This window comes from Frankia sp. BMG5.60 (genome assembly GCF_059428125.1).
The window spans coordinates 7,123,885-7,143,887 of sequence record NZ_CM182091.1; the positions used below are offsets into that span (position 1 = coordinate 7,123,885).

At 72.3% G+C, this 20,003-nt stretch carries 17 protein-coding genes; 13 read left to right on the forward strand and 4 right to left on the reverse strand.

Annotation, left to right across the window (positions count from 1 at the left end):
* Position 1: 1 nt before the first annotated feature.
* From AC5R91_RS29195 to AC5R91_RS29230, 8 genes are all read left to right on the forward strand, one after another.
* The gene (locus AC5R91_RS29195; RefSeq protein WP_495394503.1) at positions 2 to 895 is read left to right on the forward strand and encodes an ABC transporter permease; all 894 of its coding nucleotides are present in this window, start codon (positions 2 to 4) and stop codon (positions 893 to 895) included.
* Positions 892 to 1,800 carry an ABC transporter ATP-binding protein gene (locus tag AC5R91_RS29200; RefSeq protein WP_495394504.1) on the forward strand — a complete coding sequence of 303 codons (909 nt, stop codon included), beginning with the start codon at positions 892 to 894 and terminating at the stop codon, positions 1,798 to 1,800. Before AC5R91_RS29195 ends, AC5R91_RS29200 begins: the two co-directional genes overlap by 4 nt.
* Complete coding sequence (locus tag AC5R91_RS29205; protein ID WP_495394505.1) at positions 1,790 to 2,623, forward strand: ABC transporter ATP-binding protein; 834 nt, start codon at positions 1,790 to 1,792, stop codon at positions 2,621 to 2,623. The genes AC5R91_RS29200 and AC5R91_RS29205 overlap by 11 nt, the downstream gene beginning before the upstream one ends.
* Before the next feature lie 59 nt (positions 2,624 to 2,682).
* Positions 2,683 to 4,029: an NtaA/DmoA family FMN-dependent monooxygenase gene (locus AC5R91_RS29210; RefSeq protein WP_495394506.1), complete on the forward strand. Its 1,347-nt coding sequence runs from the start codon at positions 2,683 to 2,685 to the stop codon at positions 4,027 to 4,029.
* 12 nt (positions 4,030 to 4,041) lie between these two features.
* The gene (locus tag AC5R91_RS29215; RefSeq protein WP_495394507.1) at positions 4,042 to 5,469 is read left to right on the forward strand and encodes an FAD-dependent oxidoreductase; all 1,428 of its coding nucleotides are present in this window, start codon (positions 4,042 to 4,044) and stop codon (positions 5,467 to 5,469) included.
* Positions 5,470 to 5,649: 180 nt separating this feature from the next.
* A complete protein-coding gene (locus AC5R91_RS29220; protein WP_495394508.1) occupies positions 5,650 to 6,738 on the forward strand; it encodes an LLM class flavin-dependent oxidoreductase in 1,089 nt (362 codons plus the stop codon).
* Positions 6,739 to 6,899: 161 nt separating this feature from the next.
* A complete protein-coding gene (locus AC5R91_RS29225) occupies positions 6,900 to 8,738 on the forward strand; it encodes an MFS transporter (RefSeq protein WP_495394509.1) in 1,839 nt (612 codons plus the stop codon).
* Positions 8,739 to 8,908: 170 nt separating this feature from the next.
* Complete coding sequence (locus AC5R91_RS29230) at positions 8,909 to 9,445, forward strand: MerR family transcriptional regulator (RefSeq protein ID WP_495394510.1); 537 nt, start codon at positions 8,909 to 8,911, stop codon at positions 9,443 to 9,445.
* A gap of 48 nt (positions 9,446 to 9,493) precedes the next feature.
* Here AC5R91_RS29230 and AC5R91_RS29235 read toward each other — a convergent pair whose 3' ends face one another.
* Together AC5R91_RS29235 and AC5R91_RS29240 are read right to left on the reverse strand one after the other, a co-directional pair.
* Positions 9,494 to 10,639 (reverse strand): PP2C family protein-serine/threonine phosphatase, encoded by a 1,146-nt coding sequence (locus tag AC5R91_RS29235; RefSeq protein WP_495394511.1) that lies wholly within the window; start codon positions 10,637 to 10,639, stop codon positions 9,494 to 9,496.
* A gap of 168 nt (positions 10,640 to 10,807) precedes the next feature.
* Positions 10,808 to 11,413, reverse strand: coding sequence for a PaaI family thioesterase (locus AC5R91_RS29240; RefSeq protein ID WP_495394512.1), 606 nt, complete (start codon positions 11,411 to 11,413; stop codon positions 10,808 to 10,810).
* A 185-nt stretch (positions 11,414 to 11,598) separates the two neighbouring features.
* Between AC5R91_RS29240 and AC5R91_RS29245 the strand changes: the two genes are divergently transcribed.
* Both AC5R91_RS29245 and AC5R91_RS29250 read left to right on the forward strand, forming a co-directional pair.
* Positions 11,599 to 12,162 (forward strand): SDR family NAD(P)-dependent oxidoreductase, encoded by a 564-nt coding sequence (locus AC5R91_RS29245; RefSeq protein ID WP_495394513.1) that lies wholly within the window; start codon positions 11,599 to 11,601, stop codon positions 12,160 to 12,162.
* Between the two features lie 569 nt (positions 12,163 to 12,731).
* Complete coding sequence (locus AC5R91_RS29250; protein ID WP_495394514.1) at positions 12,732 to 13,931, forward strand: acyltransferase family protein; 1,200 nt, start codon at positions 12,732 to 12,734, stop codon at positions 13,929 to 13,931.
* Positions 13,932 to 14,179: 248 nt separating this feature from the next.
* Here AC5R91_RS29250 and AC5R91_RS29255 read toward each other — a convergent pair whose 3' ends face one another.
* Positions 14,180 to 14,941 carry a 3-hydroxyacyl-CoA dehydrogenase gene (locus AC5R91_RS29255; RefSeq protein WP_495394515.1) on the reverse strand — a complete coding sequence of 254 codons (762 nt, stop codon included), beginning with the start codon at positions 14,939 to 14,941 and terminating at the stop codon, positions 14,180 to 14,182.
* Between the two features lie 328 nt (positions 14,942 to 15,269).
* On the opposite strand from AC5R91_RS29255, the gene AC5R91_RS29260 reads away from it, so the two are divergent.
* Complete coding sequence (locus AC5R91_RS29260; RefSeq protein ID WP_495394516.1) at positions 15,270 to 16,160, forward strand: aldo/keto reductase; 891 nt, start codon at positions 15,270 to 15,272, stop codon at positions 16,158 to 16,160.
* 299 nt (positions 16,161 to 16,459) lie between these two features.
* Here the strand turns inward: AC5R91_RS29260 and AC5R91_RS29265 are convergent, their stop codons facing one another.
* On the reverse strand, positions 16,460 to 17,134 hold the full coding sequence (locus AC5R91_RS29265; protein ID WP_495394517.1) for a SnoaL-like polyketide cyclase: 675 nt from the start codon (positions 17,132 to 17,134) through the stop codon (positions 16,460 to 16,462).
* Positions 17,135 to 18,049: 915 nt separating this feature from the next.
* On the opposite strand from AC5R91_RS29265, the gene AC5R91_RS29270 reads away from it, so the two are divergent.
* Together AC5R91_RS29270 and AC5R91_RS29275 are read left to right on the forward strand one after the other, a co-directional pair.
* A complete protein-coding gene (locus AC5R91_RS29270) occupies positions 18,050 to 19,057 on the forward strand; it encodes an LLM class F420-dependent oxidoreductase (protein ID WP_495394518.1) in 1,008 nt (335 codons plus the stop codon).
* Positions 19,054 to 19,902 (forward strand): SDR family NAD(P)-dependent oxidoreductase, encoded by an 849-nt coding sequence (locus AC5R91_RS29275; protein ID WP_495394519.1) that lies wholly within the window; start codon positions 19,054 to 19,056, stop codon positions 19,900 to 19,902. Before AC5R91_RS29270 ends, AC5R91_RS29275 begins: the two co-directional genes overlap by 4 nt.
* The last annotated feature ends 101 nt before the right edge of the window (positions 19,903 to 20,003 follow it).

Sequence of the window (20,003 nt, forward strand, 5' to 3'; positions counted from 1 at the left end):
CATGGTCCGTCGCGTCCTGGCGCTGCCGACCGGCCGGCTCGCCGTCGGCATCCTGTCCCTGATTGCCCTGCTGGCGATCCTCGGCCCGACCCTGGCTCCGCACAACCCGCTGGGGACGAGTGCACTGACCCTGGCCGGCCCCTCCTGGGAGCACTGGCTCGGGACGGACTACCTCGGCCGGGACGTCTTCAGCCGGCTGCTCGCCGGGTCGCGCACCAGCGTGCTCGGCTCGGTCGAGGTCGCACTGATAGCGCTGGCCGTCGGCGTCGTCCCGGGCATCCTGTCGGTGTACTTCGGCCGCGTGTTCGAGTGGTTCACGCTGCGGATCGCCGACACGCTCATCGCCCTGCCGTTCCTCATCTACGCCGTGGCCGTCACCGCGCTGCTCGGCAACGGGATCCCGCAGGCGATGTTCACCGTCGGCGTGCTCGTCTCCCCGCTGTTCTACCGGGTCGCGCGGGCGGCGACGCTGGCGGTCGCCCGCTCGCAGTACGTCGAGGCGGCGCTGATCTCCGGCGCGTCGATCGGCTGGATCGCGCGCCGGCACGTGTGGGGGAAGGTGCTGCCGCCCGTCGCGGTGGCGCTGGCCCAGACCATCGGCATCGGCTTCGTCGTCGTCTCCAGCCTGAGCTTCCTCGGCATCGGGGTGCAGCCGCCCGCGCCGACCTGGGGTGGCCTGCTCGCCTCCGACCTCGGCTACCTGTCCTACCAGCCGTGGGCCCCGGCCGTCCCCGCCCTGCTGATCATGGCCACGGTGTGGGGCAGCAACCTGCTGGCCGACGCGATCCGTGACGTGTCCGGGGAGGCGGGGCGCGCGCTGCTGAACCGCCGCCGGGCGCGCGCCCGCCGCCTCGACCCAGCCGAACCGATCCCCGCCGGAGGCGCCGCCCGATGACGAGAACCAGTCCCACGCTGGCGGTCCGCGACGTGCGGATCCGCGACGAGGTCAACGACCGCGAGATCGTGCACGGCGTCTCGTTCGAGCTGCGGCCCGGCCGGGCCGTCGGCATCGTGGGGGAGTCGGGCAGCGGCAAGACGCTGACCTGCCGCGCGATCCTCGGCATCCTGCCGGCGCACTTCGCCGTGTCTGCCGGCTCGGTCGAGATCGCCGGCCGCGACATCGCCGGGCTGACGACCCCGCAGTGGACGGACCTGCGCGGGTCGACGATCAGCGCGGTGTTCCAGGACCCCGCCTCCTACCTCAACCCGTCCCTCAAGGTGGGCGTGCAGATCGCGGAGGTCATCCAGGTCAAGTCCGGGCTGCGGCGGCGGGCCGCTCGCCGCCGCGCGCTCGAGCTGCTGACCGCCGTGCACCTGCGCGACCCCGAGCTCGTCTACGACCAGTACACCTTCGAGCTGTCCGGCGGGATGCTCCAGCGCGTCCTCATCGCCACCGCGATCGCCGCCGACCCGCAGGTGCTCATCGCCGACGAGGCGACCACCGCCCTGGACGTGACCGTGCAGGCCGAGATCCTCGACCTGCTCGCCGACCTGCGGGAGCGCCGCGGCCTCGCCCTCGTCGTCGTGTCCCACGACCTCGCCGTCGTCGCGCAGGTCTGCGACGAGGTGCTGGTGATGCGCGCGGGTGAGGTCGTCGAGCACGGGGCGACCGCGGACGTGCTCTACCACCCGCGCCACGAGTACACCCGCCTGCTGATCGCCGAACACGAGCAGTACGGCCTGGACCGCTACCTGGGCGGCCCCGACGCCAATCCCGATGCCGAACCGGATGCCGTCGTCGGCCCCGTCGCCGGCCCCGTCGTCGGCGAGCAGCGGAAGGAGCTGGACGGTGTCCACTGACGGCCGGCCGGTCCTGGAAGTCGCCGATCTCGAGGTCCACTACGGGCTGCGGCGGCGTCGGCGCCGGGTGTTGCACGGCGTCTCCCTGTCGGTGAGCCGCGGCGAGACCGTGGGCGTGATCGGCGAGACCGGCTCGGGCAAGTCGACCTTCGCCCGTGCGGTGCTCGGCCTGGTGCGGGCCTCCGGCGGGCGGATCCTCATCGACGGCGAGGACGTGTCCCGGTACTCCCCCCGGCAGTGGCGCGCGCTGCGTCGCCGCGGCGTCGTCCAGTACGTGTTCCAGGATCCGCTGCGCAGCCTCGATCCCGACCTGCCCATCGAGGAGTCCCTCATCGAGCCGTTGCTCGTCCAGGGCATGGGCCGCAAGGAGGCGATCGAGCGCGGGCGCGCCTACCTCGCGCGCGTCCGCCTGGACAGCGAGCTGTTCGGTCGCCTGCCCGGGGAGCTCTCCGGCGGCCAGCGCCAGCGCGTCGCGGTGGCCCGCGCCCTGGTCACCGAGCCCGCGCTGATCATCCTGGACGAGCCGGTGAGCGCCCTGGACTCCGCCAACCGGGTCGGAATCCTGGAGATCCTCAAGGAGCTACGCGACGCCGGCGTCGCACTGATCTTCATCTCGCACGACCTCGGGTCCGTCGCCGGCGTCGCCGACCGCGTCGCGGTGCTCTACCAGGGCGAGTTCGTCGAGGTGGGGGACGCCCGCGCGGTCATCAGCGCCCCCCGGCACCCCTACGCCCGGCTGCTCGTCGGTTCGGCGCCGACGCTGCGCTCCGCCGCTGCCAGCCGGGCCGAGCGCGACGCGCTGCGCGCTCTGCTGCACGCCTGACCCCGGTCCGGCCTGACCCCTGACCAGGCCGGACGTCATCCGTCGGAAGGGAACCGGACATGGCCCGCACGCTCCACCTCGCCCTGAGCGCCTACGGCGTCGGCGGCCCCGGCCAGCACGGCCTGTGGAAGGACCCGCGCGTCCCGAACAACGCCAGCGTCGACATCAACTACTACATCCGCCAGGCGCAGACCGCCGAGCAGGCGCTGTTCGACGCGTACTTCATCGTCGACAGCCAGTTCATCAACGCCGGCTACCCGGCGCACTACCTCAGCCGGCTCGAACCGCTGACGCTGCTGTCGGCGGTCGCGACCCACACCCGCCACATCGGCCTGATCGGCACGGCGAGTTCGACGTACAACTCGCCGTTCAACCTCGCCCGCCGGTTCGCCTCGCTGGATCACATCAGCGGCGGGCGCGCCGGCTGGAACGTCGTGACCAGCTTCGACACCGGCACCTCGCGCAACTACGGGCTGGACGAGCACCTCGACTACGGCACCCGCTACGGCCGGGCGCTCGAGGCGGTCGAGGTCGTGCGCGGGCTGTGGGACTCCTACGAGCCCGACGCCTTCCCCGCCGACGTCGAACGCAACCTCTTCCTCGACCCGACGAAGCTGCACGCCCTCGACCACGTCGGCGAGCACTTCAAGGTCGCCGGGCCGCTCAACCTCGACCGGTCGCCGCAGGGCCAGCCGGTGATCTTCCAGGCCGGCGTCTCCGAGGAGGGCCGCACCCTGGCCGCCCACGTCGCGGAGGGCATCTACGCCCCCGGGGGGTCGCTGGCGGAATCGCAGGACTACTACGCCGACATCAAGCGGCGGGCCGCGGCGCTCGGGCGCGATCCCGACCACGTCGTCATCCTCGTCGGCGCCAGCCCCGTCGTCGCCGCCACCGACGCCGACGCGCACCGGCTCTCGCGCGACATCTTCGAGGCCGACAACGACTTCGACCGCAAGCTCGGCTTCCTCGGCCGCAGCTTCGGTGCCTACGACTTCAGCGGGCACGACCTCGACGCGCCGTTCCCCGACCTCGCGCACCTGGCCGAGAAGGGCGGGCGCACCCGCGGCCTGGAGATCGTCCGGCACGCCCGGGAGGAGGGGCTCACCCTGCGGCAGGTCGTCGAGACGGTGACCGAGTACGCGCCGTCGCCGTTCACCGGCGCGCCGGACACCGTCGTCGACGCGATCGAGCAGTGGTTCACCACCGGCGCGGCCGACGGGCTGAACCTCCGCTTCCGCACCCACGACGACCTGGAGCGATTCGTCGCCGACGTCGTCCCGTCGCTGCAGAAGCGCGGCCTGTTCCGCACCGAGTACACGGGCGACACGCTGCGGGACAACCTCGGCCTGCCGATCCCGGTCAACCGCTACTCGCGCGAGCGCGAGACCGCGGCCGCACAGGCCTGAGGAAGGACCACCATGACTGAGTATTCGGCGAACCAGGCCTCCGTGAGCCTGGGTGATGCGGACCAGGCCTATTCGGCCACGGGTGGGCGCGACGTCCACACCGTGCACTTTCCCACCGCCACGCCGCCGACCGAGGTCGACGTGCTGATCGTCGGCGCCGGCCCCGTGGGCCTGTCGGCGGCGGTGGAGCTCACCGCCCGGGGGGTGCGGGTCGCCGTCGTCGACCGCGCCCGCGCCGCGACGCTGGTCCGGGCCGGCGCGATGGGCCACAGCCCGCGCACGGTGGAGCACTTCCGCCGTTGGGGCCTGCTGCAGCGCATCCGCGACGAATGGACGTTCCCGCCGGAGTGGAACCAGGGCATCCGGCTGGTCACCTCGCTGGTCGGTCACGAGCTTCTCGCCCCCCGCCGCCCGTCCTTCGCGGGCTCGTCCGGCGGCGGCCACTCCGCCGAGGAGGCGCTGCGCCGTCCGCAGAGTGCGCTCCAGCGGGTCTTCCTCGACCACCTCGACCGGCGTGGCGTCGGGGTGGCCGGCGGCTGGCGGCTGGTGGCGCTGCGGGAGAGCGTCGACCGGATCGAGGCCGACGTGCTCCCCGTGGCCGACCTGCTCCCCGTGGCCGACGTGCTCCCCGTGGCCGACGTGCTCCCCGTGGCCGACGTGCTCCCGGAGTCCGACGCCTCCGGCGTGCCTCGCACCGTCCGGGCCCGCTACCTGCTCGGCGCGGACGGCGGCAGCAGCACCGTCCGCCGGCTCGCCGGCATCGAACGCGACGGCGCCCACGCCACCGAGAAGCGGCTGCGGCTCATCGTCCGCACCCAGGACATCTCCGACCGGGTCGGCCCGGCGCCCAGCGGCACCAACATCGTGTTCAACCAGCGGGCCGCCGGCTTCCTCGCCGCGGTGAGCACCCGCGAGTGGCGCGTGTACGCCGGGCCCTACCCCCTCGACCACACCCCCACCGAGGCGGAACTGCTCGACGCCGCCCAGGCCGCCTTCGGGTTCGAGCTCGACCTGGAACTGGTCTCGTCGACGACCTTCTACGACGCCACCCGCATCGCGCGGACGTTCCGCCGCGGGCGGGTGCTGCTGGCCGGCGACGCCGCCCACGTGCGCACCCCCGGCGGCAACCTCGGCGAGGGCTTCGGCGACGTGGCCAACCTCGGCTGGAAGCTCGCCGCCGTGCTCGCCGGTCAGGCCCCCGAGGAGCTGCTGGACTCCTACGACCAGGAGCGCCGCCGGCACAACTGGCGGATCGCCGACCACGCGCTGGAGCGCTGCCGTTCACGGTCGTCCACCTCACCGACCCGGCGGTGCGTGCGCTCTACGGCGCCGACAACGTGCTGGTCCGCCCCGACCAGCACGTCGCCTGGCGCGGCGCCGCGCTTCCCGCCGCCGGCGCCGGCGCCGTCCTCGACCTCGTCCTCGGCGCCGGCCAGGTGATCGGCACCATCCCCGGCCAGGTCCCCCCGGCGGACGGGAACCTCGCGGCGGACCAGGGTCCTGCGGTGGACCAGGGTCCTGCGGTGGACCAGGGTCTTGCGGCGGCGAAGGTCGCCGTGGCGACCGGCGTCGACCTGGCCGGTACGAGCGCGTCCGTCCGTTCCTGAGAGGCGTGGAAACATGACCGACGTCCTCGCCCTCGGCGGCCCTGCTACCGACGGCCCCGCTTCGCCGCGCTTCCGGCTCGGCTTCCTCACCCACGTCCAGGGCCCGGGCGACCTGGCGTCCACCTACGACCACGCGCAGGAGCTGTTCGTCGTCGCCGACGAACTCGGCTTCGACGTCGGCTGGGTGGCCCAGCACCACGTGTCCCTGGGCGGCGGCGGGCTGCCCTCACCCTGGACGTTCCTGGCCTTCGCCGCGGCGCGCACCCGGCGGATCCGGCTCGCCACCGCGATCACGATCCTGCCGCTGGAGGACCCGGTCCGGTTGGCCGAGGACGTGTCGGTCGTCGACACGCTCAGCGGCAGCCGGGTCGAGATCGGTGTGGGCAGCGGTGGCAGCGAGCTGGAGTACGCGGCCTTCGGCCGGGACGTGGGTCGCCGGCGCGAGCTGACCAGCGAGGGGTTGGCGGTGCTGCGCAAGGCGCTCGCGAACGAGGAGGTCGGCGCGCCGGGCTTCACCATCCAGCCACCGGCTCGGGACTTCACCGACCGGATCTGGCAGGGGGTGTTCAGCGGACCGGGTGCCGAGTACGCCGCGGCCTCGGGTTCGAACCTGCTGCTCAACCGCGCCGCCTACGGCTACGACGAGCCCACCGACACCGTGCAGCGGCCCTGGGCCGACGCGTACCTCGCCGCGTGGAACCGGCCCCGCCCACCACGCATCGGGCTGTCCCGGTTCATCTTTCCCGCGGCCGACCGGCGGACCGCACTGGCCCAGATCGGCCCGCACGTGCTCGCGGCCGCGCAACGATTCTCCGAGCACGGCGCCTTCCCGAAGGGACACGGCGCCTTCCCGAAGGGGATCGACACCGACGAGGCGCTACGCCGGTTCCACTCCTTCTACGGCCACCCGGAGGAGATCGTCGCGCAGTTGCGGCAGGAGCGGGTACTGCCGGTTGCCACGGATCTGATCGCCCAGTTCAACCCGGCGGTCGTCGACCACGACGCGGCGATCCGGGCGCTCGAACTCATCGCCACCGAGGTCGCCCCCGCCCTGGGCTGGAAACCAGCATCCCCCGCCCAGCCCGCACTGGCCGGGGTCTGAACCGCGTACCGCGGAATTCATGGCCCACGGGTGGCGTGCGCACGTCAGGCGGGGTGGGACGGAGGTGGCGGTGAGCGGATGGTTCCCGTTTGTGCGCGCGGCCACTATGAGCCGCATCACATCTACCGCTGACGTGAGATGGAGGCACTAGCCTTCCAGCCGTGACGACTTCCGACACCACCGCCGGCACCTCGCCGCCCGGGGCCGATGACGTCCCCACCGTGACCGGTTCGGACAACTACAAGTGGATCGCCCTGTCGAACACGACCATCGGCATCCTGATGGCGACGATCAACAGCTCGATCCTGATCATCGCGCTCCCGGACATCTTCCGGGGCATCAAGGTCGACCCGCTCGCCCCGGGGAACACCTCGTACTTCCTGTGGACCCTGATGGGCTTCATGCTGGTCACGTCGGTGCTCGTGGTGAGCCTCGGCCGGGTCGGCGACATGTTCGGCCGGGTGCGGATGTACAACCTCGGCTTCGCGGTCTTCACCCTGTTCTCGATCCTGCTGGCCGTCACCTGGATGCACGGCACGACCGCCGCATTGTGGATCATCATCATGCGGGTCGGGCAGGGTATCGGTGGCGCGTTCCTGTTCGCCAACTCCAGCGCGATCATCGCCGACGCGTTCCCGGAGAACGAGCGTGGACTGGCGCTGGGCATCAACGGCGTCGCGGCCATCGCCGGGTCGTTCCTCGGCCTGCTGGTGGGCGGCCTGCTCGCCCCGGTCGAATGGCACCTGGTGTTCCTGGTGTCGGTGCCGTTCGGGATCTTCGGGACGGTCTGGGCGTATCTGAAGCTGCGCGACAACGGCGTGCGCACTCACGCGAAGATCGACTGGGCCGGTAACATCACCTTCGCCATCGGGCTCATCGCGATCCTGACCGGCATCATCTACGGCCTGCAGCCCTACGGCGGCCACACGATGGGCTGGACCAAGCCGTTCGTGCTGATCTGCCTGTTCGGCGGGCTCGCCGTGCTGATCGGGTTTGTTTTCATCGAGCTGCGCTCGCCGGACCCGATGTTCAAGCTGGAACTGTTCAGCAACCGGGCTTTCACGATGGGTAGCCTGGCCGCGCTGCTCGCCGCGCTCGCTCGCGGCGGCCTGCAGTTCATGATCATCATCTGGCTGCAGGGGATCTGGCTGCCGCTGCACGGCTACAGCTTCGAGCGGACGCCGCTGTGGGCCGGCATCTACATGATCCCGCTCACCGTCGGCTTCCTGCTCTCCGGCCCGGTGGCCGGCCGGCTCGCCGACCGTTACGGCGCGCGCCCGTTCGCCACCATCGGACTGGTCCTCACGGCCGTCGCGTTCCTGCTGTTCAACGTGATCCCGATCGACTTCAACTACGTGGCGTTCGCGGCCATCCTGCTGCTGATGGGCCTGTCCATGGGCCTGTTCGCCGCGCCGAACACCACCGCCGTGATGAACACGTTGCCGCCGAACCAGCGCGGCGCCGGCGCCGGGATGCTCAACACGTTCCAGAACTCGGCCAGCGTGCTGTCCATCGGCGTGTTCTTCACCGTCATCGTGCTGGGCCTCGCCTCCAGCCTGCCGGACGCGATGTTCTCCGGCCTCAGCGCCCAGGGCGTCAACCCGGCGAAGGCCCACGAGCTGGCGAACCTGCCGCCGATCGGCAGCCTGTTCTCCGCGTTCCTCGGCATCAACCCGACCGAGCAGCTCCTCGGCCCGGACACGCTGAACTCCCTCGACCCGAGCAAGGCCCATTTCCTCACCGGGCACACGTTCTTCCCGAACCTCATCTCCGGTCCGTTCGGCGACGGCCTGCACCTCGCCTTCTACTTCGCCGCCATCGCCTGCGCGCTCGGCGCGGTGCTGTCCTGGCTGCGCGGCAAGGGCGCCCCGCACGCGCGCCACTCCCTGATCGAGGACGCCGGCGAGGGCTTGGCCGGTGCCGGCGACATCGCGGCGATGGAGGACGGCGCGGGAAGCCCCCTGCCCGCGGACGGCGGCACGCTGGCGGCCGAACGATAAGGGCCGCCGAACGAGGAGGCCCGCCGAAGGTCAAGGCCCGCCGAAGGTCAAGGCCCGCCGAAGGTCAAGGCCCGCCGAACGGCGAGGCCCGCCGAAGGTCAAGGGCCGGCCCAACGTCACGGGCGGCCCCTGACTCGGCACATCCCAGCCCAGAGAGGTCCTGACAGGCGATGGGCAACACCGTCGACGACGAGGAGGCGCCACCCGGCCCTGGCGCGAACGTGAGAAACAATCGTGGGGTGCGTGACAAGGACGGGACGAAGAAGGCGGCGCGGGAGCTGTGCGGCATCGGCCAGGCCGCGCAGGAGCTCGGGGTCTCGGTGCGGGCACTGCGGTACTACCAGGAGGTGGGGCTGCTCACCCCGTCCGGGCGTACCTCCGGCGGCAACCGGCTCTACGCCGACTCCGACCTCGCCCGGGTCCGCCGGATCCGGGAGCTGCAGACCCTGCTCGGCTTCAACCTGGACGAGATCGGGACCATCCTCGCCTACGAGGACCGGCTCGCCCAGGTCCGGGTGGAGTTCCACGCCGCCTCCGACGACGGCGACCGGCTGCGGCTGCTGTCCGAGGGCGAGACCGCGTACCTCAAGCTCCGCGCGGAGATCGACGAGAAGATCAGCCGACTGGCGGCCTTCCGCGACGAGATCGACGAGCGGCTCGAACGGATGAACCGGTTCCGCGACGGCGCTGTCGCCCGCTCCCCCTGATCCGGCCGTCACCGGCCACCCGGCGGGGATCGGTAACCCGGCGGGTGGTCAGCCACCCGGCGGGCCGCGGCGTTGTCGGCCCGCCGGGTGGGGCAGCTCGGCGGCGAGCAGGGCCACGTCGTCGTTCAGGGTCGAGCGGGTCCACGCCCGCACCCGGTCCACCAGGTCGGCGACGGACTCCTCCAGCGTGCCGCGGGACAGCGCCGCCTGTGCCGCGGGCAGCAGCGGGAAGAAGCGGCCGGTCGTCGGGTCGCGGGCCTCGGTGATGCCGTCGGTGTAGAGCAGCAGGCGATCCCCGGGCCGCAACGTGACCTCGAGAGTGTTGTCGGCGTCCCCGGTGGCGTCCCCGCCGGCGCCCGCGGCGTCGGTGAGCAGGCCCAACGGCGGCAGCCGGGTCGTGACGCCGAGCAGGCTCGCCCGCCCGGCGCGCACCAGCACCGGATCGGGATGGCCCGCGTTGGCCAGCCGCAGCTGGCGGCCGTCGACCTGCCCGACCACCGCGGTGACGAAATCGTCGGGTCCGCAGACCTCGGCGACCTCGTCGTTCAGGCCCGCCAGCACCGCGGGCAGGTCGTCCGCGGCCCGGCCGACGAACCGGAAGCAGCCGAGCACCCGGCTGGCGATACGTACCGCGTCGAGGCCCTTGCCGCGCACGTCGCCGACGAGCAGGCGGGTGCCCCAGGCGGTGTCGACGACCTCGTACAGGTCCCCGCCGATCCGCGCCTCGGCCGCGGCGCTCTCGTAGCGCACCGCGAAGCGCAGGCCCCCGGACGAGCGCGGCACCGCGGCGAGGATCGACTGCTGTGCCACCTCCGCCACCCGGGTGACGTTCTGCAGCTTCGTCTCCCGCCGGGTGTTGTACCGGCTGACCAGCACGGCGAGCACGCCGCCGACCGCTACCCCGCCGAGACGCACCGCCTGGGCGGTCGGGCCGCCGCCGGCCTGCCCGAACAGGTCGTCGTGCAGGCCCAGCGCGATCCCCGCGACGATCGCCAGCAACCCGTACAGCGTGGTGAGGCGGGGACCGGCGAACGTGGCCGCGAGCATCGGGCTGAGCACCGCCAGCTCCAGGACGGTCCACTCCCGGTTGGCGAGCTGCAGCCCGACGACCACGGCCAGCATGAGCAGCGGCAGTAGCGGCAGCAGCGGCAGCAGCGGGGTGAACCAGCGCCGCGGCACCCGCCCACCCGGCATCAGAACGCGGCACCGCTCGCTCCGGCGGCGGGCCCGCCCCGGCTCGGGCGGGCCGGCCGACGGGGGCGCCCGACGGGATCGTGCCTCATGCAGGCACGCATACCCCCTCGCCTCGAGGCTGAAGCAGAAGCCCAGCTCAGCCGGTGTGCTCCGGGCGGGCGGGGGCGATCAGGGCTGGCCGGGGCGCAACGCGATGAACAGTCCCTCGGCGTCGACGGTGAGGTCACCCTCGGGGTCGTGGATCGTCCCGACCACGAAGCGCTTGCGACCCTCCACCCGGTCGACGTGAGCCTCGACGAGCAGCTCCGGGCCGATCGGCGTGATCTTGCGATAGTTGACGTGCAGGTAGGCGGTGCGGGAGGTGCCCCGCCCGCCGGCGTTCGCCAGCCGGCCCAGCACGTCGTCGAAGAACAGCGGGATGCTGCCGCCGTGCGCGGCGCCGTTGCCGCCCAGGTAGTAGCGCCCGAGCACCAGCCGGCCCCGCACGTGCTCGGTGCTGCTCTCGTCGACGTGGAGAGCCGGCGCGAGCGCCTGGGCGTGGCCGGGCTCGGTGATCAGGTAGCCGGCGAGCTGCTCGGACTCGCTCACGGTGAACGGGGCGAGCAGCCGGGTCACCTCCTCCAGCCCCTCTCGGGCCTTGCGGGCGACGTCCTCGGGCGGGCTGGCGCCGGTGATCGTGTCCTGGGCCACGCGCAGCGCCTCGATGAGGTCGACGAACTCGCGGTGCTCCGCGGCCGACTTCTCGGCGCTGCCGGCGTCTCTCCCGTCTGCCACCGTGTGCCTCCCGTCGTCGGGCCGCGCGCCCCGCGGCACGACCTTCCATCCCACTTTTGCCTGCCTGGACGCCTGATGCCCGCACTCGGGGCGAGATGTCCGGCACAGCACGGCCGTAGGAGCCTGGCCGGGCCCGCCGGTCACGCCGATGCGGAGCCCGGGCGGCCCTCCGGCGGCGCGGCCGGTTGCTCAGCGGGACGCTCGGTCTCGGCGGAAGGTTCGGTCTCGGTGGGAGGTTCGGTCTCGGCGCCGTCTCGGCGAGCAAGGCCGCGCTGGTGTCGCTGTCGGCGGCGGCCCGGGTCGAGCTTGCGCCCTGGGGTGTGCGGGTGGTGGTCGTCGAGCCGGGCGCGATGGACACCGGGATCTTCGCCAGGGCGTCCGCGTCGGCCGCCACCGCCCTGGCCGACGCCGAACCCGACCGGGTGGCGCTCTACCGCCGGCAGCTCGACGCGGTCGCCGCCACCCTCGCCCGCCAGCGCAGTGCCCCCGCCGAGACCGCCGCCCGGGTGATCGTCCGGGCCACCCTGGCCCGCCGGCCCCGGCCGCACTACCCGGCCGGACTCGACGCCCGGCTCGTCGGCGTACTCGCCTGTCTCCCCACCCGTGTCCGCGATCACCTCATCGCCCGCATGCTCGGTCTGTCCGCGCTGCCGCCAGTTCCCGCAGCGGCCGCAGGTGGCCCGTCGCCGCAGCGCCAGGCGCCGCGTCGGGAGCCCGGTTCCGTGGCACATCACGATCATGAAGGCTGAGGTCCGGCAGCGCGATGCGGTTTAGCGGAATCCGCCATGATCGGGGAATCCGGTCGGTGTCGCGGACGTCCGCGTCGAGGTAGCTGACGCGGCCCAGCAGATCCGGCACGTCACGCCCCTGCCATTGGCCTGGCCGGACCCTTCGGACGTGTTCCGCCCGAGCCGTCCACGTTCCATGGCGGCATCCCACTAGAGTCCGCATGTGTCGCGTAGCACAGGGCCGAGTGAGCTGCCTGGATGTGGACGTGTAGGCGTGGCGGCCCGTGTCCGCGGGCCCCGCGCGAACCAGATCGTTCTGTCGTGGGGGTGGGAGAATGACGTCTGAATCCGGGGCCTCGCCCGGCGCGTCGCCGGCTGCCGAGGCACGGATCGCGGAGCCGGTGGCTGTCGAGCCGGTCGCTCTCGATCCGGTTTCGGCCGATCCGGTTTCGGCCGATCCGGTTTCGGCCGATCCGGTTTCGGCCGATTCAGCGCCGGACGAGCCGGTCGCTGCCGAATCCGTCGGCGTCGATCCGGCGGTTGGCGAAGCCGGTGGGAGTTTCGGTTGGCGCCGCGTCCCGCGGGGGGCCATGGGGTACAACCCGGCGCTGGACGGGCTGCGGGCGCTCGCGGTCCTCGCGGTGCTCTGCTTCCACATGAACGCCCTGTCCGGCGGCTACCTCGGCGTCGACGTGTTCCTCGTGCTCAGCGGTTTCCTCATCACCGGCCTGCTGCTGGCCGAGCGGGATCGCGCTGGCGCCGTCTCGCTGGGCCGGTTCTACGTGCGGCGGGCCTTCCGGCTGCTGCCGGCGTTCGGGGTCTTCGTCGCGGTCGGGGCGGTGCTCGTCGTCGCGGTGAAGACCCGCGCGGACCAGTGGGACTTCCTCGACAACGCGGTCACCTCGCTGCTCTACGTCAACAACTACTACCGGGTGTTCCGGCCCGACTCCGGCGGCGCGTGGTTCGGCCACACCTGGTCGCTGTCGCTGGAGGAGCAGTTCTACCTGATCTGGCCGGCGGTGCTGGTCCTGCTGTGCCGGCGCCCGGCGGCCCGGAGGCGGCTGCCGGCGATCCTCGCGGCCGCGGCCGTCGCCGTGTTCGCCTGGCGAGAGATCCTCATCGCCGCCGGGGTGAGCGACCCCCGGATCTACTTCGGCCTGGACACCCGGGCCGATGCGCTGCTGGTAGGCGCCGGCCTCGCCGCCTGGGGCTGGGCCGGCGCGAAGCTGCCCACGTCGGCGGGTCCACGGGGCACCCGGCTGCGGCGGTTCGCCGGCGCGGTGTGGCTGGCCGGGCTCGCCGCCCGCCTGCGTGCCTCGTCCGGGACGCTGCTGGCGGTGGGCGGCCCGCTGGCGCTGGCTGCCCTGGTGGTGCTCGCCGTCACCGCTCCCCAGCCCGGCGACGGGATCACCGCGATGGACCTGGGCGGCTTCACCGGTGTCGCGCTGCTCGCCGGGCTGGTCATCTGCTCGGTCGACCGGCGCCGCGACGCGCCGCTCGCGGTCGTGCTCGGCAGCGCGCCGATGGCCTGGTTCGGCCGGATCTCCTATGCGTTCTACCTGTGGCACTTCCCGGTCGCCGGTACCGTCCGGGACAGGCTCGGTGACCGGTTGGGCAGCCTGCCGCAGGTCCTGATCGCGATCGTGTTGAGCACGGCGCTCGCCGCCGGCTCCTACTACCTGGTCGAACGCCCGGCGCAGCGGCGGCGGCCGAGGTGGGCGGCGAGCCCTGCCGTCCCCGCCCAACGCAGCCCCGGCCAGCCTGTCCCCGCCCCGGGACAGGGAACCTAGCCGCCCCGTCCGGGGGCATCTCGTCCGCCCGGGGTGAACTGCGGTGCGCTCTGCCCGGTCCGAAGTCCGGAGACCGCGCGCAACGCACCGCAATGCGCCGCGCGTACCGCACCCGGTGACAGGTGAGGGACGGTCGTGCGGCCGGCGGTTCCCGGCGCGGGTCGCCGTCATGGACGTGCCGCGCCGGGGTCGCCGATCTGCGGGGTCGCCGATCCGCGGGGTGCGCCGATCTGGCGGGGTGCGCCGATTTACTTGGGTGCCATCCGGATCGCGCCGTCGAGGCGGATCGTCTCGCCGTTGAGCATCGGGTTCGCGATGATCTGGGTGGCGAGCAGGCCGTACTCGTCGGGAGAGCCCAGCCGGGAGGGGTGCGGCACCTGCTGGCCGAGGGAGATGCGGGCCGGCTCCGGCAGGGAGGCGAGCAGCGGGGTGTCGAACAGGCCGGGGGCGATGGTGACCACGCGGATCTTCAGGTTGGCCAGGTCGCGGGCGATCGGCAGGGTCATGCCGACGATGCCGCCCTTGGAGGCGGAGTAGGCCGCCTGGCCGATCTGACCCTCGAACGCCGCCACCGACGCGGTGTTGATGATGACGCCGCGCTCGCCCTCGGTCTCCTCGGCCTTGCTGATCCGCTCCGCCGCGAGCCGGATGACGTTGAACGAGCCGATCAGGTTCACGCGGATGACCCGCTCGAAGATCTCCAGCGGGAACGGCCCCTCCTTGCCCAGTGTCTTGGCGGCGTTGCCGATGCCCGCGCAGTTGACGGCGATCCGCAGCGGGCCGAGCTCGGCGGCCGCATCCAGCGCGGCGGTGACGTCCTCGGGCGAGGTGACGTCGCCGGGGCTGAAGCGCGCGGCGCTGCCGAACTTCTCCGCGACCGCGGCGCCGTTGGAGCTCGGGAGATCGAGCAGGACGACGCTCGCGCCGGCGTCGACGAGCCGGGTGGCGGTGGCGAGGCCGAGGCCGGACGCCCCGCCGGTCACCACTGCGACTGAATCCGCGATCTGCACGTGAGTTCCTCTCGAAGGACGGTGGCCCGGGGCCGGCCAGGCCAACTGCTGCGGCGGCCCGGTCGTCGGCGGGTGGGGCTCGCGACGAATGGACCGACTAAAAGTATAAACAGTAAACTGTATTGCTTCGGCCGCGGTCGCCCCGGAGGGCGGGCGGGCGGGTCGGCGGGCCGGAATCCACGTTCTGGTAGTTAACTTAGTGCTCTAATGGCGGGGTGTGCACGACCACCTGACGTACGGTCCCACATCGCCCCGTTTGGTGCCGCTGTCGGGCGAACAGCGCAGGGACCCGCCGCCATCCGGCCAGCGAGAGGCTTGTGATCGAGACATGGCCCACCGCATCCTCGACGACACCACGACCGGCACCTTCCGCCTGGCTGGCCAGACCGTGCGCCGCCTCGGCTTCGGTGCGATGCGGATCTCCGGCGCCCGCAACGCCGAGGGGGTCCGCGACCGAGCGGAGGCCGTCGCGCTCACCCGCCGGGTGTACGAGCGCGGCGTCAACCTCATCGACACCGCGAACATCTACGGCTACGGCGAGTCCGAGGAGATCATCGCCGAGGCGCTCCACCCGTATCCCGACGACCTGCTCATCACCACGAAGGCGGGCTTCCGGCCGGGAAAGGTCGCCCCGGGGGCGACGAGCCTGCCGCCGCTGGGCCGCCCCGAGCACATCCGGGCCGAATGCGACAAGAGCCTGCGCCGGCTGCGGGTCGAGGCCATCGATCTCTACCAGGTGCACGTCCCCGACCCGCAGGTGCCCTACGAGGACACCGTCGGGGCCTTCCTCGACCTCCAACGGGAGGGGAAGGTCCGCCACATCGGCGTGTCGAACGTGACGCCCGACCAGCTCGCGCTCGCCCGCTCGCTCGGCGAGGTGGTCAGCGTGCAGAACCGATACAACGCCGGAGACCGGGCGGCCGAGGCGGTGCTGGCCGTCTGCGAGCGCGACGGACTCGCGTTCCTGCCGTGGGCGCCGGTGCTGGTCGGCGAGCGCCTCGGCACGGTGCTCGACACCATCGCCGCCGCGCATGACGCGCAGGCCGCGCAGGTCGCACTCGCCTGGCTGCTGCGTCGCTCACCGGTGCTGCTGCCGATCCCCGGCGCGTCGAAGATCCGTCATCTCGACGCCAACGTCGACGCCGCCTGGGTGGAGCTCACCGACGATGAGGTCGCCGCAGTCGGCGCCGCGACCGCCGACTCGCCGCCGAAGCCCTGATGTCGGAGGCGGGCACGGCCCGCGGTGGCGGGTCGACCCGGGAGAGGCCCAGGACCGGCTCACGGCCCTGATCGGCGGCGCCGCACGTGGCGGCGCCGCCGATCAAGCCGCTTCTCAGCAGGGCGGCAGCCCTCAGCAGGACATCAGCGCGGCCAGCGCGCAACCGCACCCCGAGTCCCCGCCCCCACACCGGCGATCACGGTGTTCGCGGAACCTGACCACGCCTCCGGGGCTCTGGCGCCTCGCTCGCGGTGTTCCGCGGAACCGCGCCGCCCGGCCGGGGCCCGGCGGTGCGGTTCCTACTGGTGGGCGTGTGGGTTGGGCGCGAGCTGACCGCGGGCGAGCTGGCCCAGGAAATCGGTGTTGTCGTAGAAGTGCTGTGTATCGGTGAGGCGCAGGTCGTCGGTCACGTGGGCCACCGTCACGCCATACATCTCAATGCGCTCGCCGGTCGGCTCGACTCCCTTGTAGGGGCCGCTGAAGGTGCCCCAGTGACGCCACTTGAAGGTGATCACGGGCGGCGGCGAGTAGACCTCCAGGACCTCCCAGAAGAAGCCCCCGGGGAATGCCTCATGGAACACGTCGTGGGACGACTCGAAGGACTCTTCATTGGCCGAGTAGTACGGGTTCTCCCCGATCAGGACGTTGTAGCTGCCCCGCTCGGCCAGCTCGGCGCTGCCCACCTGGGGCCCGCCGTTGACGCTGACCTTGATCTTGTCGGCGACCATGCTGACCCACTCGGACGGGTTCTTCTTGTGGGACAGCTCCATCTCGAAGACCTGGACGACCCGCTCCACGATGTCGGCGAGTGAGCCGGGCTCGTGGTGCACGGAGCGTTCCGTCGGCATGGTCTGGTGGGACAGGTGGTAGTCCGGGGGCTCCCCGTCGCGCCAGGTCACGCCCTGCGATGCGGCGATCACCGCATCTCGACCCTGCACGTGCAGCGGCTGAGCTGCCGCGGCGTTGTCGGTCACGCCGTCGTCCTCCGATTGTCGGAAACGCGGAATTATGGGATCTGTGGCCGCGCGGACGTCTGGCAGCCACTCGGCGGAGAAGATTGAGGCCGGTAATCGCCCCGGCCCGGATGTCGATAACTGATCGACATGAACATCCTACATTTGTGGGTGAGCGGCCAGTAATAGGGCCGAAAGTCCGACCGGGGGCAGCTACCCGCGGTAATCCAGATGCGGGCTAGCATCTCGTGCTCCGCCGGACGGTTCGCCGAGGTCCGGTCTTGAAGCGTGGCATATTCCCTGCTCAGGCGGCCGCGTCGCGATCCGCGGACAGCGCGCCGGCCCGCGCCGGGCGGCGCCCGGCCGTGCCGATGCAGAACCAGATGGACACCGCGCGTGTCGAAGGTCGCCCGCGATGGCACTCTCGTCCTACCCGCGAATCAGGTAATGCGGCGAGGTCGCGGATGCCGCGGGGGGCCTGCCGGCCCATCGCCGGCAGGTGGTCTGGCCCCCGCCGGCAGGCGGTCCGGCCCCCGCCGGGAGGCGGGATGTGGAAGGGATCGGTCCGCCCGGCCGGGGCGGGCCGGACCGCCACGGTCGGCCGACGACGCCGCGTCCCGTGGTGGTCGCGGCCATCTTCGACTACCTAGTAAACTGTGTAAACCTTCTTGGAGGTGGGGGTCTCGGGATGTCGCGGTCGTGATCGATCGGCCGGCGGTGGCGTGCAGCTCCCGGTCGGAGGTACTGCCTGGAATCATCCGGGTGCTGTCCGTACCGATCGTCGCGGTTGCTCGGGGGTGCGTACGTCGCGACGCGGTCCGGCGCCTTCAAAGAACACTTTGTTAACTACGTCAGCAGGTCATCTGGCGGCCCCTGGCGGCATGATGAGACGGGCGCGGCGGTCGTCGGCAGGCCCCGCCATCAGGAGGAGAGCGGATGAAGATCGACGCAAACCTGTCGGACGACCTCGCGGCGACGCCGGCGGGCGCGGCGCGCATCGAGAAGGAGGGCTACGCCGGAATCTGGGTGGGGGAGACCCGCCACGACCCGTTCCTGCAGACGCTGCAGGCCACCAACGCGACCTCGACCGCGAGCGTCGGCACGTCGATCGCGATCGCCTTCGCGCGGACCCCGATGACGCTGGCCTACCTCGGCTACGACCTGGCCCAGTACAGCGAGGGCCGGTTCATCCTGGGCCTCGGCTCGCAGATCAAGCCGCACATCGAGAAGCGGTTCTCGATGACCTGGTCGCACCCGGCCGCCCGGATGCGCGAGCTGGTCCTGGCCACCCGGGCGATCTGGGACGCCTGGCAGAACGGCACCAAGCTCGCCTTCCGCGGCGACTTCTACACCCACACCCTCATGACGCCGTTCTTCGCGCCGTCGCCGCACTCCTACGGCCCGCCGCCGGTGTACCTCGCCGGCGTCGGGGAGGGCATGACCGAGGTTGCCGGCGAGGTGGCCGACGGCTTCTTCGTCCACCCGTTCAGCACGAAGAAGTACCTGGAGGAGGTCACCCTCCCGGCGCTGCTGCGCGGGCGGGCCAAGGCCGGCAGGACCGATCTGGACGGCTTCGCGATCGCCGGGCCGTCGTTCGTGACGGTCGGGCGCACCGAGGAGGAGCTGGCGGCGGCGGTCTTCGGGACCAAGAAGCAGATCGCCTTCTACGCCTCCACCCCGGCCTACAAGGCCGTCCTCGACGTGCACGGCTGGGGCGACCTGCAGCCGGAACTGACCAACCTGTCCAAGCGCGGCGAGTGGGACGGCATGGCCGACCTCATCACCGACGAGATCCTGCACACCTTCTCGGTGGTCGGCACGCCGGAGGAGGTCGGCAAGGGCCTCATCGCGAAGATCAGCGGCATCTACACCCGGACGGCCTTCTACGACACCTGGAAGGCCGACCCGGCGGTGTGGCCGCTGCTGCTCGACGCGACCCGATGAGCCAGCCCGCCACGACCGCCCGTCCCGCCGCCGCGGCGGCGAGCCCGAGCCCGAGCCCGGACCCGGACCCCGCGGCCGTCGCCTCCTTCGACCTGCGTGGCCGGGTCTCGCTCGTCACCGGGGGCAACAGCGGGATCGGCCTCGGCATCGCCGACGCGCTGGCCGCCGCCGGAGCGGACGTCGTCATCCTCGGCACGAACGAGCGCAAGAACGCCGCCGCGGAGCAGACCGTCGCCGCCCGCGGCGGCAGGGTGCTCGCGGTGCGCTGCGACGTCGGCGACGAGGCGCAGGTCATCGGCGCGTTCGAGCAGGCGATCGGCGCGTTCGGGCGGATCGACTCCTGCTTCGCGAACGCCGGCATCGGTGGGGAGCCGATGCGCTTCACCGACCTGACCCTCGACCAGTGGCACCACGTGTTACGGATCAACCTGGACGGCGTGTTCCTCACCTTCCGCACCGCGGCCCGGCACATGGTGGCCGCCGCAGTGCCGGGCAGCCTCGTCGCGGTGTCGAGCATCATCGGGACCAACCGGGGCTTCGCGCGGACCCAGGCGTACGGCACGGCGAAGGCGGCGCTGTCCGGCCTGGTCCGAAGCTGCGCGGTGGAACTGGGCCGCGACGGCATCCGGGTCAACGCGATCCTGCCCGGCTACATCCGCACCGCGCTGGCCGACGACCTGCTCGACGACGAGAAGTTCGCCGCCCGCTCGCTGCCGCGGCTGCTGGGTCGGCGCTGGGGCACCCCCGCGGACCTGGGCGGCGTCGCCGTCTACCTGGCCTCGGAGGCGTCCCGCTACCAGACCGGCGAGCAGATCGTCGTCGACGGGGGCTACGTCCTGTCCTGACCACACCGGGCCCCGATCCCACCCGCCCCCCGCGGCACATCCCCGCCGCGGGGGGCGGGCAGCCCGGGGATGTGGCCGCCGGCGTCGGCCACCTCACGGCA

Coding starts and splice junctions, on each gene's coding strand:
- AC5R91_RS29200 (WP_495394504.1), top strand. CDS start 892: ATGACGAGAACCAGTCCCACGCTGGCGGTCCGCGACGTGCGGATCCGC.
- AC5R91_RS29270 (WP_495394518.1), top strand. CDS start 18,050: ATGAAGATCGACGCAAACCTGTCGGACGACCTCGCGGCGACGCCGGCG.
- AC5R91_RS29275 (WP_495394519.1), top strand. CDS start 19,054: ATGAGCCAGCCCGCCACGACCGCCCGTCCCGCCGCCGCGGCGGCGAGC.
- AC5R91_RS29230 (WP_495394510.1), top strand. CDS start 8,909: ATGGGCAACACCGTCGACGACGAGGAGGCGCCACCCGGCCCTGGCGCG.
- AC5R91_RS29195 (WP_495394503.1), top strand. CDS start 2: ATGGTCCGTCGCGTCCTGGCGCTGCCGACCGGCCGGCTCGCCGTCGGC.
- AC5R91_RS29250 (WP_495394514.1), top strand. CDS start 12,732: ATGGGGTACAACCCGGCGCTGGACGGGCTGCGGGCGCTCGCGGTCCTC.
- AC5R91_RS29215 (WP_495394507.1), top strand. CDS start 4,042: ATGACTGAGTATTCGGCGAACCAGGCCTCCGTGAGCCTGGGTGATGCG.
- AC5R91_RS29220 (WP_495394508.1), top strand. CDS start 5,650: ATGACCGACGTCCTCGCCCTCGGCGGCCCTGCTACCGACGGCCCCGCT.
- AC5R91_RS29210 (WP_495394506.1), top strand. CDS start 2,683: ATGGCCCGCACGCTCCACCTCGCCCTGAGCGCCTACGGCGTCGGCGGC.
- AC5R91_RS29260 (WP_495394516.1), top strand. CDS start 15,270: ATGGCCCACCGCATCCTCGACGACACCACGACCGGCACCTTCCGCCTG.
- AC5R91_RS29235 (WP_495394511.1), bottom strand. CDS start 10,639: ATGCCGGGTGGGCGGGTGCCGCGGCGCTGGTTCACCCCGCTGCTGCCG.